Here is a 15,387-nt window from a genome sequence, read left to right as displayed (position 1 = left end):
GTAAGGCGTGCCTAATATCGCAATCAATCGCTGTTCGCTGCGCGTATCTGTGCTAAATGTTGCGTGTGAACACCATCGACCAGCGAATCGTTTCGTGTCTCGTGGCGAACGCGCGCAGCAGCTACGCGGAGATCGGCAAGGTGGTCGGCCTGTCGGCGCCGGCGGTCAAGAGGAGGGTCGACCGCCTGCTGGAGACGGGCATCCTGCGGGGCTTCACGGCGGTGGTCGACCCGGAGGCGCTGGGCTGGGGAACGGAGGCGTTCGTCGAGGTCACGTGCCAGGGCAACATCACCCCGGCCCGCATCCGGGCGCGCCTGGAGCCCCTGCCGGAGGTGGTGGCGGCGTACACGGTGTCCGGCGCGGCGGACGCGATCGTGCACCTGCGGGCGGCGGACATCCACCACCTGGAGACGGCGCTGGAGCGGCTGCGGGGGCTGGAGATCGTGGACCGGACCGTGTCGACGGTGGTGCTCTCGCGGTTGCTCGAACGGCCGCCCACTCCGGAGCAGTGAGGCCTCCGGCCCCCGGTCTCCAGCCTACCGGCGGGGTCCGACGGTTCCGGGCGGGCGCACGGCACCGGTCCACAGGTCAGCGGGCCTGTGGACAGGTCCGCTCCCCGAGCTCCGAGATCGCGAAAACCGTCGGCCGTCGCCGATACGCTGGTCGCCGGGGGCCGGAGGCGCGACCTCAGCCGCCCAGTGCGCGCAGCACAGCCGGTGCCTCGTCCGGGTGCAGCCGCAGCTCCGCCCGGCCGCCCGCCGACTGGAATGTCACCGCCTGCTGGTCGACCGCCTGCATCGTCAGCTCGCCCGGCTCGAACACCACCGGCTCCGCACGCAGGCCCCGCCACCGCACCGGCCCGTCGCCCACGACCAGCCACCCGCGCCGCTCGCGGCCGGCCGTCAGCTCCGGCGACCGCAGGACGCACGGGTACTCCACCCGCGAACCGCGCGCCAGGGCCGCCGCCCGGGACCGGCGGCGGCGGGCGCCGGACAGCTCCGCCGTGTCGATCGCCGCCAGCAGGTTGCCCACCAGCACGATGATGCCCTTGACCAGCGCCCCGACCAGTTCCCCCATGCCCCACCAATACCGGACCGTGCCACCCTGGGCGCCATGACCGACAGCATCGTCAGCGAGCACTCCGGCGGCGTCGCCCTCATCACCGTCGACGCTCCCGGCAGCCGGAACGCGCTGACCCTCGACCTCTCCGCGCAGCTCGCCGCCGCCGTCGGGGCCGCCGAACGGGACGAGTCCGTGCACGCCGTCGTCGTCACCGGGACGCCGCCCGCCTTCTGCGCCGGAGCTGACCTGTCCGCGCTGGCCGAGGCAGGCGAAGCCGGGCTGCGGGCCATCTACAAAGGCTTCCTCGCCGTCGCGCGGTGCACGCTGCCGACGATCGCCGCCGTCGGCGGGGCGGCCGTCGGGGCCGGGCTGAACCTCGCCCTCGCCGCCGATGTGCGGCTGGCCGGGCCGCGGGCCAGGTTCGTCGCCCGGTTCCTCGAACTCGGGCTGCACCCCGGCGGCGGGATGACCTGGATGACCCAGCGGCTGGCCGGCCCGCAGCAGGCCGCCGCCATGACCTTGTTCGGGCAGGCGCTGGACGCCGAAGGCGCGGTGCGGGCCGGGCTGGCGCTGCGCGTGGTCGACGGCGACCACGATGACCTGCTGGCGGCCGCACGTGACCTCGCTCACGCCGCCGTCACCGCGCCGCGCGAGGTCCTGATCGCCACCAAGCGCAGCCTGCGCACCACCGCGGACCTGGGGCGGCACAGCGACGCCGTCGACGTCGAGATCGCACCGCAGCTGGCCTCGCTGGCGTCACCGGAGTTCGCCGAACGGCTTTCCTTGATGCGGAACCGGATCCGTTCTCGCCCGTGACTCGATCAGGGGCCCCTACCCTTGCCGGAGATGCGCGTCACAACGCGCCGCAGTGGTTACGCTTTACCATCGGTTACAGGTATCCGGTGTATCTGTACGCGAAAACCGGGAACCGCATGGATGAGGTCGTCCAGCAGCCGGGACACTACCAACATCGGTGTTGAGGGCGAGCTAACCTCGGGAGTAGATCTGGTGAGCGCAGCCGCGGCACCGGCAGGCGAACGGAAGCCGTACCGTCGGGAGAGAGGGAATCCCTGACCCATGAGCACGAGTGCGAACGGCAACGCCGCTGGTCACGGCTCGCTCGCCGCAACCAGGCCGACCGAGGTCAGCAAGCTGGACCGGGTGGTCATCCGGTTCGCGGGCGACTCCGGTGACGGCATGCAGCTGACCGGCGACCGCTTCACGTCCGAAGCCGCCGCGTTCGGCAACGACCTGTCGACGATGCCGAACTTCCCGGCCGAGATCCGCGCACCACAGGGCACCATCCCCGGTGTCTCGAGCTTCCAGGTGCACTTCGCCGACTACGACATCCTCACCCCCGGCGACCGGCCGGACGTGCTGGTGGCGATGAACCCGGCCGCGCTGAAGGCCAACCTCGGCGACGTGCCGCACGGCGGCACGATCATCCTCAACACCGACGAGTTCATCAAGCGCAACCTGACGAAGGTCGGCTACGCGACGGACCCGCTGGACGACGACACGCTCGCGCCCTACCAGGTGCACCGGGTCGCCATGTCGACCCTGACCCAGGGCGCGCTCGCCGACACCGGCCTCGGCAAGAAGGACGCCGAGCGCTGCAAGAACATGTTCGCGCTCGGCCTGCTGTCGTGGATGTACCACCGGCCGACCGAGGGCACCGAGCGGTTCCTGCGCGAGAAGTTCGCGAAGAAGCCGGACATCGCCGAGGCCAACATCCTCGCCTTCCGCGCGGGCTGGAACTACGGCGAGACCACCGAGTCGTTCGCGACGACGTTCCAGGTCGCGCCGGCGAAGCTGACCCAGGGCACCTACCGGCAGATCACCGGCAACACCGCGCTGGCCTACGGGATCGTGGCCGCCGGGCAGCGCTCGGGCCTGCAGATCCTGCTCGGCACGTACCCGATCACGCCGGCGTCGGACATCCTCCACGAGCTGTCCAAGCACAAGAACTTCGGCATCATCACGTTCCAGGCCGAGGACGAGATCGCCGGCATCGGCGCCGCGCTCGGCGCGTCCTACGGCGGCGCGCTCGGCGTCACCTCGACGTCCGGGCCGGGTGTCGCGCTGAAGTCCGAAGCCGTCGGCCTCGGCGTGATGGTCGAGCTGCCGCTGGTCGTCATCGACGTCCAGCGCGGCGGCCCATCCACCGGCCTGCCGACCAAGACCGAGCAGGCCGACCTGCTGCAGGCGATGTTCGGCCGCAACGGCGAGTCGCCGGTCCCGATCGTCGCGCCGCTGTCGCCCGCCGACTGCTTCGACGCGGCCGTCGAGGCCACCCGGATCGCGCTGAAGTACCGCACGCCGGTGCTGCTGCTGTCGGACGGCGCGATCGCGAACGGCTCCGAGCCGTGGCTGATCCCGGACGTCGACGAGCTGCCCGACCTGCGCGTCGAGTTCGCCACCGAACCCAACGCGGACAACGACTCCGGCGAGTTCTGGCCGTACGTCCGCGATCCCGAGACCCTCGCCCGCGCGTGGGCCATCCCGGGCACGCCCGGCCTGCAGCACCGCATCGGCGGGCTGGAGAAGGCCGACCGGACCGGCCACATCTCCTACGACCCGGACAACCACGACAAGATGGTCCGGCTGCGGCAGGCGAAGATCGACGGCATCGACGTCCCCGACCTCGTCGTCGACGATCCCTCCGGCGGCAAGGCCCGGGTGCTCGCGCTCGGCTGGGGCAGCTCGTTCGGCCCGATCGGCGCGGCCTGCCGGCGCGTCCGCAAGCAGGGCCTGCCGATCGCGCAGGCGCACCTGCGGCACCTCAACCCGCTGCCTGCCAACCTCGGCGACATCCTGCGCAGCTACGACAAGGTCGTGGTGCCGGAGATGAACCTGGGTCAGCTGGCGCTGCTGCTGCGGGCGAAGTACCTGGTCGACGTCCACTCGCACACCAAGGTCGCCGGGCTGCCGTTCAAGGCCGAAGAGCTGCAGAACCTGTTCTCGGAGATCATCACCAGCGTCACGACGGAGGCGGCGAAATGACCGCGATCGATCTGGGGATACCCAACCTCGGCGGCCTGGACCTTGTGCCCACCACCGACGAGCCGCAGAAGGCCAAGGACTACAAGTCCGACCAGGAAGTCCGCTGGTGCCCGGGCTGCGGCGACTACGTCGTCCTCAACGCCGTCCAGTCGTTCCTGCCGACGCTCGGCCTCAAGCGCGAGAACATCGTGTTCATCTCGGGCATCGGCTGCTCGTCGCGCTTCCCGTACTACCTGAACACCTACGGCATGCACTCGATCCACGGCCGCGCGCCGTCGATCGCCACCGGGCTGGCCACCACGCGGCCCGACCTGTCGGTGTGGGTCGTCACCGGTGACGGCGACGCGCTGTCCATCGGCGGCAACCACCTGATCCACGCGCTGCGCCGCAACGTGAACATCAAGATCCTGCTGTTCAACAACCGGATCTACGGGCTGACCAAGGGCCAGTACTCCCCGACGTCCGGGCAGGGCATGGTCACGAAGTCGACGCCGATGGGTTCGGTGGACACGCCGTTCAACCCGCTGTCGCTGGCGATCGGCGCGGAGGCGTCGTTCGTGGGCCGCGCGCTGGACTCCGACCGCAAGGGCCTGACCGAGGTCCTGCAGGCGGCGGCGCAGCACCGCGGTTCGGCGCTGGTGGAGATCTACCAGAACTGCCCGATCTTCAACGACGGCGCGTTCGACGTCCTCAAGGACGCCGACGAGGCCGCCACGCGCCTGATCCCGCTGCGCGCGGGCGAGCCGATCCGCTTCGGCCCGAACCAGGAGTTCGGCGTCAAGCGCGGCGACTGGGGCGGGCTGGACGTCGCCAAGGTCGCCGACATCGGCGAGGACAACATCGTGGTGCACGACCCGTCGATCGCGGACACGTCGTACGCGTTCGCGCTCTCGCGCATCGGCGACCAGAACCTGAACCACGTCCCGACGGGCATCCTCCGCCAGGTCGAGCGCCCGACGTACGACGACGGCGCCCGCGCCCAGGTCGAGGAGGCCCGCGCGGCCCGCAAGCCGGACCTGCAGGGCCTGCTGCGCGGCAAGGACACCTGGACCGTCGCGTAACCCCGCTTGTGAAGAAGGCCGCCATGCCCGGTGCATGGCGGCCTTGTTCGCATTCAGGCCCGGACAAGAGTCCCGGACCTCAGGTCGTTCGTCCGAACCTCAGCCGAGCGGCCGGAACCCGACGCGCTCGGCGTCTTCCGCCGTCCGGAACCACACCTCGGCGACCATCTTCGGGAACTGCGCCGACTCCTCGGTGCAGTACCGCAAGGCGGTGACGCTGGCCTTCACGGCGAAGCTGTCGCTGGGGGCGCCGCCACCCGGGCGCGGCATCGCCGAGCCGGGGCCGAACGGGCCAGGCGGGACCGAGTCGGCCGCCGACTGGCGGGCCGGCGGCGGTTCCGGCGCCACGACACTCGCGGCCGCCTGGTTCGGCTGGACCGACGGCTCGAACAGCGAACCGCTGTGGCCGCCGGACAGGTCGGGCTCGCGGCGCTCGACCGTGCGCATCGACGGCTGGATCGGCTGGGGCGTGTCGAACCCGCCGCGCACCGCCTCCCGCGGCTGCCGCTTCGGCAGCACCTGCGTGGCTTCGGCGGGGGTCTCCGGGGGCACGTCGAGGTCGCTCTCGGCGATGTCGCCGCCGAACGCGTACTGCGGCGGCTCGGCTTCTTCCGGCTCGGCCTTGCCGACCGAGCCGAGGTACCGCGTGCGCTCCACCGGCTCTTCGAACGCCGACCGCTGCTCGGAGGAAGCGTCGCGGTCGAACCAGTCCGGCGCCGCCTCGCCGGATGGTGGCGTGAACAGCGAGCCGGCGGTGTCGGAGTCGGCGTTCTGCTCGAGCCGCGCCAGTGCGGGCGACTCCGGCTCGAGGTCGTCGTCGAACGAGTCCCCGACCGGGGTGAGGTACTGGGTCGGGTCGGCGCGCTCCGGCTCGTCCTCGGGCGTCAGGAACTGGTTGGCCGCGCTCCGGTACGGGTCGTCTTCCGCGGGTTCCGGCTCCGGCTCCGGCGCCTGAACGAACGGCTCGGTCGGCGGCATCCGCGGCGGCACCTGGGCGTCGAGCTCGGCGAAGTCCTCGTCGATGTCGTCGTGGACGTCGTCGCGGTGGATCGGCGGCGCGGCGACCAGCGTGCCGGGGTAAGACGTCTCCTGGCGGGTCGGCGCCGGCTCGGCCCGCCGGAACGCCTCGGTGCCGCTCACCGACCCGGCGTTCGCGGGGGTGCGCGCGGCGTCGGCGTGGGCCTGCGCCAGCGCGCTCTCCAGCCGGCGGACGCTCTTGCGGAGCGGCAGCACCAGCACCAGCCAGGTGAGGAGCACCCCGACGAAGAACGCGGCGAGGCTCCACAGCCAGACCTGTCCGAATATGGACATCTTTTCCTGCCCCTGTTAAGTGCTCAGCGCGTGCGCGCGACCAGGTAGTCGGCGACCGACTCGCACGCGTCCCGGGCGGGTGACGCGGGCAGCGCGGTGAGCTCGGCTCGCGCGCGCTGAGCGTAGTCGGAAAGGGTGACGCGTGCTCGATCGAGTCCGCTACTCACCCGGAGGAGGTCGAGCGCCTCCTGCACGAGGGCGTCGTCGGCGATCGGTCCGGACAGCAGCTCGATGAGCCGCGGGTCGGTCTCCGGGTCGGCCAGCGCGTACAGCATGGGCAGCGTCCGGACGCCTTCGCGCAGGTCGGTGCCCTGCGCCTTGCCGAGCTCGTCGGACGGCGAGGCGATGTCGATGATGTCGTCGGAGATCTGGAACGCGGTGCCGATGATGTCGCCGAACCGGCGCAGCGCCTCGATGTGCTCCTCGGCGGCGCCGGACATCATGCCGCCGAAGCGGCCGGAGGTGGCGATCAGCGACCCGGTCTTCTGGGCGATGACGGTGAGGTAGTGCGCGACGGCGTCGTCACCCGGACCGGGGCCGACGGTCTCCCGCATCTGGCCGGTGACCAGCTCGCCGAAGGTCTCGGCGATGATCCGCGCGGCGTCCGTGCCGAGGTCGGCGACCAGGCGCGACGCGTGCGCGAAGAGGAAGTCGCCGGTGAGGATGGCGATGGTGTTGTCCCAGCGCGCGTTGACGCTCTCGGCGCCGCGCCGCATGTCGGCCTCGTCCATGACGTCGTCGTGGTAGAGCGTGGCCAGGTGCACCAGCTCGACCGCGGCGGCGGCGATGATGACGTGGTCGTCCTGCTTCGGCCCGAACTGCGCGGCGAGCAGGGTGAACAGCGGACGGAAGCGTTTGCCACCGGCCTCGACCAGGTGCAACGCGGCGTCGTTGACGGCCTGGACGTCACTGCGCACGACCTCGCGCAGCAGCTTCTCGACCTCGGCCAGCCCGCCGGCGATGGATCGAAGGAGGGTTTCGTCGGCGATCTGCAGCCCGACCGACGCCCGCAGGTCGTCGAGGGCGCCGCCCGGCGCAGCGGGGAGGGATCCCGCCCCGGGGGCTGGGGAAGGCACAGACACGTCGGCTCCGCTCTACTCGTGCACCGGTCGGTTGCCCCTTGAGCGTAGTGGCTACGCCGCGCGGTCGTTTACCCGCTGTCCTGCGGAAACGGTGACGAACATGACACCACCCCGGGTGGTTCGCGCTCCTCGAAAGGGTGATCGGAGATTCCGGACGCAACGGACGGCTCGGGCGGGCGGATATTCAGAAGGTGAACCCCGCTCGGCAAGGAGGAACGCGCATGCGCGGCACGGTTGTTACGGCTCTGTTGGCCCTGGTGGCTGCCGCTTCGCCTGCTTCGGCGGACCCGCTGCGGGGCGTGGCGGACATCGGCTCGGCGTCGTTCACGAAGGCGGGCTCGACGGTGGAGGTGCCGACGCAGGGTCAGTGTTCGATCACCGGCCCGGCGAGCGCGTCGGCCCAGGTGGCCTCGAAGCCAGGAGTGACATTCGGCGGCGGAACGTCCTCCTGCACGACAACCGTGACGGACCCGAACACGAACGCGACAGCGACCAAGTCGACGGCAACGAGCAAGAACTTCGAGCTGTCGGCGCTGGTGAGCGCGGGTGGGCCGAGGGTGAAGCTGGCGAGTTACACGGTGACGTGCGAGGGAACGCAGACGCAGACGAGCGCGAACTGGTCGTACGGCGGGATGTCGGGAATCACGAACCCGCCGAACCCGGTGCCGGTCGGGTACGTGTCGCCGATCCGGAAAGCGGACGGAACGGTGCTGGCGAACGCGGTGTTCAACATCCAGAGCCTCCCGGGCGACGGAAGCATCGGCTTGACGATGCTGCGCCTCGAGTTCCTGCCGGCATCGGGCATCAGCGGAGCGGTGACACTGGGCCGGACGAGCTGCACACCGACCCCATAGGGCCCGGGGGCGCCGCGGCCTGGGACGAGCCGAGAGGGTGGCCGCGGCGCCTTCGCCAGTTTGCGCAGCATCGAGTCAGCGACCTGGTCCGAAATGGTGCTCCAGCACTGACGCGACGACAGCCTTTGCCTTCAGCGTGACATCCATCGGCAAAACCGGCTGGACGTCGGTGTCGATGCCGCGCTCGCGCTCGGCACTGATCTGCAACCGGACATGCCCTCGGCGGTCGAGGGCGCCGTACGGCGAAGCGTAAACGGAGTACTCGTTTCCGGTCAGATTCCGAAAAGCCACCGCCGGCTTCTGTCCGAGGGTGACGATCTGCCGATCCGTCCAAAGGTTCGGATCCGAGCCGAAGATCCCCGGGCGGTCTCCCAGCACCGTCGCCCCCACCTCGATCCGCAGACGATGCTGCGGTTCGACGAACCAGCAGGCACCCGGCGTCGCCACCGGCTCGAAGGCACCTCCGAACACCGCGGCAACGGCCGCGCGGAAGACCGCGCATTCGACGTTCGGGTTGCGCGCTCCGGCGTTCAGGACCACGTCCACACCGCCGTTCAGCACGTCAAGGTCGACGGCGGGATCGCAGTCGCTGCCGTCGGTGTTGACGACCATGTTGGCGCAGGCCCCAACGCGGCCGGAGTCCTGACCGCCAGGCGGGTAAACAAGCTCCTTCGGCAGGGAGCGGGCACCCGCATCGGCGAAGTCACGCACGATTTCACAATGGGCTTTGTCCTGCCGCTCGCCGTAGGCGATCTCGAACGCACTGCCCGGACAAAACTGACCGGAATCAGCACACTGCAGCCGACGATCCGCCCTTCATGTGGCGTTCTGTCTGGTATCCCTTCACGCCCGACAGATCGACGACCGCCCCGTCGTTTCGCAGCGGAGCGCTCTCCGGCGACCCGTCACGAACCGTGATCAACGGGAGTACATCGCGCACGAGGTCACACTGGCACCGGCCATCGAAGACCCTCGCTTGCCGCGTGGCCGGCGCAGCACCTGGCGCTTTCCGGCGGTCGTAGACGCCGAGGTCGATCAGCGAGCACAGGTCGAGGGCGGCGAGCGCAGCGTCCACCGCGCGCTCGTCCCGATCCGCCGGACGGGGTTGTTTCGGATGCCAAGGAAGTGACAGCGGTGCGTGACGCGTCGCCTCCGAGGTCTCGCCGGTACAGCCGGACGAGACCAGGAGACATATACAGAGGACGACGGTGAGTTGCCAAGCAGGTCGCATTACGCAGAGTGTGCCTACGGATTTCCCTATTGACCAGCTAGAACCTTGCCTTTGGCCGGCATTCCACCGAAGGGTTATCACTTATTGTCACCGGGTTTCCGATCGTCATTCCAGGCGGAACGGATCTTCTTGCAAGGGGAACCGGCGGCCGGGAACCCTGGTAATCTCCGATGCGTCGAACTACGCAGGGTGCCGGGGCAGGAGCACCCTGCAGCCAAGGGGAGAGCACAGTGACGACGACGGCTTCGGGGCGCTTCAGCGCTGTCACACCCGGTCGCGACGAGCCGACAGGGGCGCAAGACGATGCCTGACAGCCAGCCGCCGGTCTACGATCCGAACACGCGTCGGGCGCCACTGACGCCCGTCACCCAGCGCGCGGGGACGTACGGGGCACCCGCCGGGGCGGAGGCGAGCGGCCCGGGCTTCAAGTACGACGAGGCGACGCTTCGCGAACTGATGAACGACTGGAACGAGCTGGCGAACGAGTTCCAGGACGACCAGCGGGAGGCGCGGACCATCGCCGTAACCGGCGGTCCTGGACTGGAGTACGCCAGCGGCAGCAACGCTGACCAAATCTGCAAATCGGGCAACGTGCTCCTTGCAACGCTCAAGGAGCGCGAAAAGTATTGCCGGAACATGGCAGCCAAATTCGATGCCGCACTCGGCAAATATGCCGCATCAGAAGATGCCCACACGACAGAAATCAAACAGACCGGAGGCAGCCTCTGATGCGCCGCACGCTCGTCCTGATCAGCGCATCGTTGCTGACTCTTGCCGCCTGTACGACCCCGAATAAAGGCACGCCGGCACCCGCAGGCACCACACAGAGCCAGGCGCCACCAGCAAGCTCAACAGACGGGGTTCCGAAGGTGACGAATCCGATCGACACCGCTCGGTTCAAGCAGGCGCCTTGCGACACACTTACGCGAGCACAGATCGCAGAACTCCTCGGCTCCGAAGCCACATCCACGCCGGACCTCAACGCGCAAAGCGGACCAACTTGCCGCTGGAATGTCCCTGAAGTCTCACAAGCCAGCGTCTCTGTGACCTACATCAAAGCTAACACTGCCGGTTTGACTGCGATCTACGCTAAACGGAACACAACATTTCCCTTCTTCCAACCGATGGAATCGATCAACGGCTACCCGACCGTCGCCTACGGTCTGGTCGACGAGCGAAGCGATGGTCGCTGCGCGATCGCCCTTGGAACTAGCGACCAAGAAGTGATCGATGTGGCCATCGCGCAGTCAGAGAAGAACATTGGCAAAAGTGACCCCTGCGCCGCTGCACACAACGTCGTATCCAAGGTGCTTGACAACCTTCGGAAGGTGAACTGATGGTCACCGAAGGACCATTGACCGCCGCGCAGATCTATGAACAGATCACCGGTGGCAAGGGAACTCAGTCCCTGATCGACACCCAAGAGAGCACTAACCACCTGACCCAGCGGATGATCGAGCGGGCCGAGCGGATCTCCGCCCTTCGGGCCAAGACCATGAGCGGCTGGCAAGGCGACGCCGGCAGTGCGGCCGCGGACTCGACAGCACCGCTCATCCAAGCCGCGATGGACGATGCCATTCACCTCAAGAATGCGCAGACCGCCGTCGAAGCGCAGATCGGCGCTTTCGGCACGGCCAAGAACTCCGTGAAGCCCGTCGCTGCTCAACCGCCTGATATCACCGCCAGTGACCTCTACGACACCTTCGCAGGTGATGGCAAGTTGTACCAGACCAAGGTCGCCGGATGGCAGGCTGACAGCCAGGCCAACATCGACGCCTTCCGCGTCTACCACTCCGCCAGCACCACCAACGGCACGCAGATGCCCGCCCAGTACGCCCAGCTGTCCGGCTCCGGCGCCCCCATCACGATGGACACCGGGACGCCACCGGCCACGGGCCGGACGACCGACACCGGGAACAACACACAAAACCAGCGGCAGACCCGGCAGCCCGGTATCCCGGAGCGGTCTCAGTACCGGCCCGGCACGCAAGCCGGGCAAGACCGAACCGGGCAGAACCAGACGGGGCAGAACCAGACGGGACAAAGCCAGACCGGGCAGAACCAGATCGGCGGACGTCCGCCGGAGATTCCGTCGGACGGCACTCACGCGAACAGCTACGTCCCCAAGCCGGTCATGCCCGCCGCGAATACCGGATACCAGTTCGGGCCGACCGGGCAACCGATCAACTCGCTCGGGCCGGGCGGGTCCGGTCCGTACAGTGGCGGCGAGTTCGGACCCGGGACCGGCTACGGCCCTGGCTCCGGTACCAGCTACGGCCCTGGCTCGGGTACCGGCAGCTACCGCGGCACGGGTAGCGGTGCCGTGAACGAACCGGGTGCGCGCGGGATGGGGCCCGGCTCCGGCTCCGGGCGTGGCCTGCCCGGCGCGAGCGTCGCCGGTGGACGTCCTGGCGCTCCTGGTGTCGCGGGTGGACGGGGTGCCGGCGGGATGCCCATGGGCGCCGTCGGCGCCGGACAAGGCAAGAAGGAAGAGGACACGGAGAAAAAAGCTGCGGCTTACCTCCGCAATCCCGACCCGGACGACACCTTCGGCGGTGACATCGAAAAGCCGATGCCACCCGTGATCGGCGAAAAGCGCGCGCAGCGCTAGCACCACACCAAAGGGGAGGAAACGTGGTGCGCGAACAAATCGAAGTTTCGCTGAACACTCTGCTGACCGCGATGCGACAGGCAGGGGGCGGCGAGCCGCACCAGATTTTTGCCGGTGGCCTGCGGTACATTCCGCCGTCCTCGGTGAAGCAGGTGAATCGGGAAGCATTTGAAGAACTGAGCCAGTACGGGCTCACCCAGGGCGACGGGTTCACCCCTGAATTCGAGGAGATCCTGCACCTGCTCGACCGTCCGGCGACCGAGTACTTCGCTTACGCGCGCGACATGAAGGAACAGCTCGGGGTGCTCGTCGCCGGCCGAGGGCGGTTCGCCGTCACCGCGCTGTGCCAGGGCGACCGTGTGTGGTTGAAGACCGTTTCGCCGGACAACTCCCCTGCGGACGCGCTGATCGCCAACCTGCCGCCGTACGCTCCGGCGCACTTCACACCGTTCTCCGTTCCGCAGGAGGAGTTCCGGCGCGGAGAAGAAGAGCACGACATTTACGACAGCAGTCCGGCACGTAGCCGCGACGCCCGGCAGCTCGACGAGATTTTCGGTCAGCCCCACTACGGCGTCGGCCAGTTCTACGCCGCCAAGCGCAGCCCGGACGGTTCGCGGACGATGACCCGTGACTCGATGAGCTACCTGGACGTCGACTCCGGGCGCGTCGCCATGACGCTTACCGGCTCACCGGGCAACCGGCACATCACCGTGCTGCCCGGCGCGCCGGGGCTGATGGCTCAGAAGGTCGCCGCGCTGCGGGCCGGCCTTGACCACTGACTCGTGCCGCTCAGCAAGGTGCTCGATCAGCTGCAGCGACTTCGCAGGGGTGAGCGCGACCGAGTCCAGCGCGGCGATAGCGCGGACGTAGGGACCAACATCGGCGCTGGTCGAGGAACAGGCCGGAACCGAGCTGTTCGAGATACACCAGCGGGCGCCCGTCGGCGAAGTCGAGCAGCTCGAAGGCGCCGTTCAGCGCGGCATGTCCACCCGCTCCCCACGGGATGACGCGGACCTCGACCGGTGCGCGTTCGGCCGGCACGGCCAACTGCCGCAGCTGGTCCGCCATGACCTTCGCGCTTCCGATCACGCGGTGGAGCGCCGCCTCGTCGAGGTAGGCCAGCAACTTCGGCGGGCGTTTGCCGTTCAGGACCTTCCGACGCTCCGGCGTTACGCCGCAGGACGCCCTCACCGAGCGAGCGTATCCCGGCGTCTGCAGCAGCTCGGGGATCGTGCTGACGGCGGCCTCGACGATCTCGACCGCCTCCGCTTCGTACCGCGCCAGGAGTCCGGCTTGCTCGGACACTTCACCATGTCGTATCTCGAGCCAGGCCGGGCGATCGACGTCACGCGACATTTCGAGCAGTTTTTCGACCATCGCGAGCCTGCAGGCCCGTCGTTCGGCGCGCAACCCTCGGCAAGACCACGCGCCTGCGGTTTGGGCTTCGGCCTCGGCATGGCGTCGAGCCTGGCACGCCCGAAGCGGCTCGAGGAGAGCTGACCGCGAGAACAACCTGTCCGGGAAGCGGGACACCTCGAATGCTGTGAAGGCCGTCTTGAGGAGAAACCCTCAAGGCGGCCTTCACGGAACACAAGACCTCAGAAAGCGAACCCGCCCGAACCGGCCCACCCCAGCGCGAACGCCGGCACCAGGCCCAGCACCAGTGTCACCGCCGTGCCGAGGAAGATCGCCGTTCCCGTGCCGAAGCCCGGGACGGACACCGACGGTCCGTCCGGCGCCGGCTCGGAGAAGTACATCAGGACTATCACTCGCAGGTAGAAGAACGCCGCCACCGCGCTGAAGACCAGTGCCACCACCACCAACGGTGCCATTCCGTCCGACAACGCTGCCGAGAACACCACGAACTTGCCCACGAAGCCCGATGTCAACGGGATCCCGGCCAGAGCCAAGAGCAAGAACGTGAAGACCCCGGCCAGCAACGGCGACCGCTTCGCCAGCCCGGCCCACGCCGAGAGGTGCGTGGCCTCGCCCGACGAATCGCGCACCAGGCTGATCACGCCGAACGCCGCCAGGGTCGTGAAGCCGTACGCCAGCAGGTAAAACAGCGTGCTCGACAGGCCGTCGCGGGTCATCGCGATCGCGCCGACCAGCAAGAAGCCTGCGTGGGCGATCGACGAGTACGCCACCATGCGCTTGACGTCCGTCTGGGTCAGGCCCAGTACCGCGCCGATCACCATCGAAATGATCGCCACGCCCCAGAGGACTCCGCGCCACTCCCATGACGTCGACGAGAACGCCACCGACAGCACCCGGAGGATCCCGCCGAACGCCGCGACCTTCGTGCACGCCGCCATGAACGCCGTCACCGGCGTTGGCGCTCCCTGGTACACGTCCGGGGTCCACGTGTGGAACGGGCCCACCGAGCCCTTGAACAGGAGGCCGACCACCAGGAGACCGAGCCCTGCGAACAGCAGCGTGTCCGAGCGGTCCGTGCCCGCAGCCGCGGCTGCGATGTCGCCCAGCTTCACCGAGTTCGCGTAGCCGTACAGCAGCGCCAGGCCGTACAGGAAGAACGCCGACGAGAACGCTCCGAGAAGGAAGTACTTGACCGCCGCTTCCTGGGACAGCAACCTGCGACGGCGGGCGAGGCCGCACATCAGGTACAGCGGGAGGGACAGCACCTCCAGCGCGATGAACATCGTCAGCAGGTCGTTCGCCGCGGTGAACGCCATCATGCCGCCGAGGGCGAACAGCGTCAGCGGGAACACCTCGGTCTGCATCACCGTCGCCGTCTGGGCGCGGTCCTGGACCGTGCCCGGGCGGATGCTCGCCTGGGCGACCAGCGCGCCGCCCGGCTCGACCACGCGGTCCGAAACCAGCAGCACCGCGCCGACCGCCAGTGCCAGCAGCGTGCCCCAGAGGAACAGCGCCGGCCGGTCGATCGAGATCGCGCCGCTGAACGTCGTCACGCCGCCCGCGGGCGCGCTGCCCGTCGCGTACACCACGAGGGCGACCCCGGCCGCGACGATCGACGCCAGGCTCAGGCCGACCTGGATGCCGAACCGCGAACGCTTCGCCGCGAACGCCTCGACCAGCACGCTGACGCACGCCGCGCCGAAGACGATCAGCACCGGCAGCACCGCCGGGTAGTCGATCGACGGCACCTGCACCGGCGGCTCCGGTGCCTGGGTCAGGAGGATGTCGAGCACTT

At 68.9% G+C, this 15,387-nt stretch carries 16 protein-coding genes; 9 read left to right on the top strand and 7 right to left on the bottom strand.

The window, feature by feature from the left end:
* The first annotated feature begins 65 nt into the window (after positions 1-65).
* Entirely contained in the window at positions 66-512 is a 447-nt protein-coding gene (locus tag BLW76_RS00930) for an Lrp/AsnC family transcriptional regulator (protein ID WP_033261465.1), read from the top strand.
* A 175-nt stretch (positions 513-687) separates the two neighbouring features.
* Here the strand turns inward: BLW76_RS00930 and BLW76_RS00925 are convergent, their stop codons facing one another.
* Positions 688-1,077: a hypothetical protein gene (locus tag BLW76_RS00925; RefSeq protein WP_091303939.1), complete on the bottom strand. Its 390-nt coding sequence runs from the start codon at positions 1,075-1,077 to the stop codon at positions 688-690.
* 36 nt (positions 1,078-1,113) lie between these two features.
* On the opposite strand from BLW76_RS00925, the gene BLW76_RS00920 reads away from it, so the two are divergent.
* From BLW76_RS00920 to BLW76_RS00910, 3 genes are all read left to right on the top strand, one after another.
* Positions 1,114-1,878 carry an enoyl-CoA hydratase gene (locus BLW76_RS00920; protein WP_091303938.1) on the top strand — a complete coding sequence of 255 codons (765 nt, stop codon included), beginning with the start codon at positions 1,114-1,116 and terminating at the stop codon, positions 1,876-1,878.
* Positions 1,879-2,139: 261 nt separating this feature from the next.
* Positions 2,140-4,065 carry a 2-oxoacid:acceptor oxidoreductase subunit alpha gene (locus tag BLW76_RS00915; protein ID WP_091303937.1) on the top strand — a complete coding sequence of 642 codons (1,926 nt, stop codon included), beginning with the start codon at positions 2,140-2,142 and terminating at the stop codon, positions 4,063-4,065.
* Entirely contained in the window at positions 4,062-5,126 is a 1,065-nt protein-coding gene (locus tag BLW76_RS00910) for a 2-oxoacid:ferredoxin oxidoreductase subunit beta (protein WP_091303936.1), read from the top strand. The genes BLW76_RS00915 and BLW76_RS00910 overlap by 4 nt, the downstream gene beginning before the upstream one ends.
* 99 nt (positions 5,127-5,225) lie before the next feature.
* Here the strand turns inward: BLW76_RS00910 and BLW76_RS00905 are convergent, their stop codons facing one another.
* Entirely contained in the window at positions 5,226-6,437 is a 1,212-nt protein-coding gene (locus tag BLW76_RS00905) for a sunset domain-containing protein (protein ID WP_091303935.1), read from the bottom strand.
* A gap of 23 nt (positions 6,438-6,460) precedes the next feature.
* Positions 6,461-7,513, bottom strand: coding sequence for a polyprenyl synthetase family protein (locus tag BLW76_RS00900; RefSeq protein ID WP_091303934.1), 1,053 nt, complete (start codon positions 7,511-7,513; stop codon positions 6,461-6,463).
* A gap of 227 nt (positions 7,514-7,740) precedes the next feature.
* Between BLW76_RS00900 and BLW76_RS48270 the strand changes: the two genes are divergently transcribed.
* Positions 7,741-8,373 (top strand): hypothetical protein, encoded by a 633-nt coding sequence (locus BLW76_RS48270; protein ID WP_167384419.1) that lies wholly within the window; start codon positions 7,741-7,743, stop codon positions 8,371-8,373.
* Positions 8,374-8,448: 75 nt separating this feature from the next.
* On the opposite strand, the gene BLW76_RS49395 is transcribed toward BLW76_RS48270, so the two are convergent.
* On the bottom strand, positions 8,449-9,084 hold the full coding sequence (locus BLW76_RS49395) for a hypothetical protein (protein WP_244169999.1): 636 nt from the start codon (positions 9,082-9,084) through the stop codon (positions 8,449-8,451).
* Between the two features lie 76 nt (positions 9,085-9,160).
* Positions 9,161-9,448, bottom strand: coding sequence for a hypothetical protein (locus BLW76_RS49390; protein ID WP_244169998.1), 288 nt, complete (start codon positions 9,446-9,448; stop codon positions 9,161-9,163).
* Positions 9,449-9,907: 459 nt separating this feature from the next.
* On the opposite strand from BLW76_RS49390, the gene BLW76_RS00885 reads away from it, so the two are divergent.
* The 4 genes from BLW76_RS00885 to BLW76_RS00870 are packed head-to-tail and all read left to right on the top strand — an operon-like array spanning position 9,908 to position 12,994.
* Positions 9,908-10,333 carry a hypothetical protein gene (locus BLW76_RS00885; protein WP_091303933.1) on the top strand — a complete coding sequence of 142 codons (426 nt, stop codon included), beginning with the start codon at positions 9,908-9,910 and terminating at the stop codon, positions 10,331-10,333.
* Complete coding sequence (locus BLW76_RS00880; protein ID WP_091303932.1) at positions 10,333-10,941, top strand: DUF3558 domain-containing protein; 609 nt, start codon at positions 10,333-10,335, stop codon at positions 10,939-10,941. Before BLW76_RS00885 ends, BLW76_RS00880 begins: the two co-directional genes overlap by 1 nt.
* Positions 10,941-12,215, top strand: a complete 1,275-nt coding sequence (locus tag BLW76_RS00875) for a PPE domain-containing protein (protein ID WP_091303931.1) — start codon at positions 10,941-10,943, stop codon at positions 12,213-12,215. The genes BLW76_RS00880 and BLW76_RS00875 overlap by 1 nt, the downstream gene beginning before the upstream one ends.
* 26 nt (positions 12,216-12,241) lie before the next feature.
* Positions 12,242-12,994 (top strand): ESX secretion-associated protein EspG, encoded by a 753-nt coding sequence (locus BLW76_RS00870; RefSeq protein WP_244169997.1) that lies wholly within the window; start codon positions 12,242-12,244, stop codon positions 12,992-12,994.
* A gap of 10 nt (positions 12,995-13,004) precedes the next feature.
* Here the strand turns inward: BLW76_RS00870 and BLW76_RS00865 are convergent, their stop codons facing one another.
* Positions 13,005-13,592, bottom strand: coding sequence for a DUF5753 domain-containing protein (locus BLW76_RS00865; RefSeq protein ID WP_244169996.1), 588 nt, complete (start codon positions 13,590-13,592; stop codon positions 13,005-13,007).
* A 221-nt stretch (positions 13,593-13,813) separates the two neighbouring features.
* The gene (gene nuoN / locus BLW76_RS00860) at positions 13,814-15,385 is read right to left on the bottom strand and encodes an NADH-quinone oxidoreductase subunit NuoN (protein WP_091303929.1); all 1,572 of its coding nucleotides are present in this window, start codon (positions 15,383-15,385) and stop codon (positions 13,814-13,816) included.
* Between the last annotated feature and the right edge of the window lie 2 nt (positions 15,386-15,387).

It is taken from the genome of Amycolatopsis tolypomycina (genome assembly GCF_900105945.1).
Lineage (GTDB): Bacteria > Actinomycetota > Actinomycetes > Mycobacteriales > Pseudonocardiaceae > Amycolatopsis > Amycolatopsis tolypomycina.
This window is presented reverse-complemented; position numbering and strand designations above follow the sequence as displayed.